This window comes from Bacillus sp. SG-1, assembly GCF_000181495.1.
In the GTDB taxonomy this organism is placed as follows: domain Bacteria; phylum Bacillota; class Bacilli; order Bacillales; family Bacillaceae_B; genus Rossellomorea.
On sequence record NZ_ABCF01000165.1, the window covers coordinates 1 to 1585 of the forward strand.

The 1585-nt window shown below is 41.8% G+C and carries 2 protein-coding genes; both read left to right on the plus strand.

Annotated features, from left to right (window positions below; translation table 11 throughout):
* Window positions 1-449 precede the first annotated feature (449 nt).
* Complete coding sequence (locus BSG1_RS19430) at window positions 450-1193, plus strand: CPBP family intramembrane glutamic endopeptidase (protein WP_006838957.1); 744 nt, start codon at window positions 450-452, stop codon at window positions 1191-1193.
* Entirely contained in the window at window positions 1190-1396 is a 207-nt protein-coding gene (locus BSG1_RS19435; protein ID WP_006838958.1) for a YdiK family protein, read from the plus strand. Before BSG1_RS19430 ends, BSG1_RS19435 begins: the two co-directional genes overlap by 4 nt.
* Window positions 1397-1585 lie beyond the last annotated feature (189 nt).

Consider the following 1585-nt stretch of genomic DNA (forward strand, 5'->3'; position numbering starts at 1 on the left):
TTTTTCGTCAAATTTCCCGAAAAAGCACACCCTCTTATTTTATGTGGGACAGAGGTTTTGTATACTGAAATTTTTTGGGCAGGTGAACGGACTCCCTCATATCAAAGGTACACCGACCATTCTGATGGGGGACTTCTGATACCTTTCCCCCGATGTTTTGGCCAGCCCAGGCTTTCTGCATACATAACTACTTGCATATCAGAGAACTCATGTATCTTCTTCCCCTGCCTTCTTTTATATGTATAGCTTATGTATCTATTTCGAAAATCCAGATACACATCTCCTTTTCTTGAAAATCTTCAATTTAAGGTTCTTATCAGACATGCTCATTCGTATAAAAGAAAGAAACCACTTTCTTTGCGAAAACGGTCCTTTATTAGTAGAATTGTAAAGAAAAGCGGAAGCTAATAAGAATCGTAAATACAGATTCTATATAAGGAGACATCACGTTGAAAAAACATTACGGATATGTTCTTATTGCCTATATCATCATGCAGATTTCCAGCATTCTCGGGATCCCCTTGTTGTACTACATGCTCGTGAATTGGTTCAATCAATCGAGCGAGCGGGCAGAAGCGATTGTACCCGGCTATTGGCTGGTTCTTTCATTTTCGATTACACTGCTTGTGGTCTGGGCTATTTTACGGAAAACAGAGTCATCGACCCGGCTTGACAGGCAAGCTCCGATGTCAGCAGGATTCTCTGCTTTATGGGCGATTGCCGGAATATTCATGGCGTTCTTCGCACAGTCTATAGCCATCAACATCGAAAGCCTGATGGGCATTGAGATGGGATCGGAAAACACGAAAACCATTGTTAACATTATAGATACCGTGCCGTTGGCAATGATTGTTGCTGCGGTCATTGGGCCGATCCTGGAAGAGATCGTATTCAGGAAAATCATCTTCGGTGTGTTATATGAACGCTTTTCATTCATCATATCCGCGCTGATCAGCTCGGTCATCTTCGCCTTCGCGCACTTTGAGCCTGAGCATGTTCTGTTATATTCCGCAATGGGCTTCACTTTTGCCTTCCTTTATGTAAAAACAAAGAGGATCATCGTGCCGATCATTGCCCATGTATCAATGAATTCACTTGTGGTTCTGATGCAGTCCATCTTTAGGGAAGATATTGAGCGGATGATTGAAGAAGCGGAGAAAATTCAAGGATTTATAGGAGGATTATTTTTATGAGGAGATCACCTTTGTTCAGCGGCATACTTTACATCCTCCTCGGGGTTCTATTTACGTACTTTGCAGTCAGAAATGTAAATGACCATGGTTGGGGATTTTTCTCTTATCTGATGGTGCTGCTGGCCACACTTGATTTTGGTTCAGGAATCAGGATGGTTGCCATGCACTTCAAGATTAAAAAGCATTTGAATAATAAGAAGTAATTGAAGCCTTTATCGGGCTTCTTTTTTTCGTGAAATAGGAGAGCTACAGGCAGAGTTTCCAGCTGCTTTTGTTGATGATCGTTTGTGATCGGGAGCAGACACTGGACTCCATTGTTCATATATTTGCTGGTGATTCCCTCGATTGCCTTACAACCTATAATTTAACCCACTTTTTGACTAAACCGATTC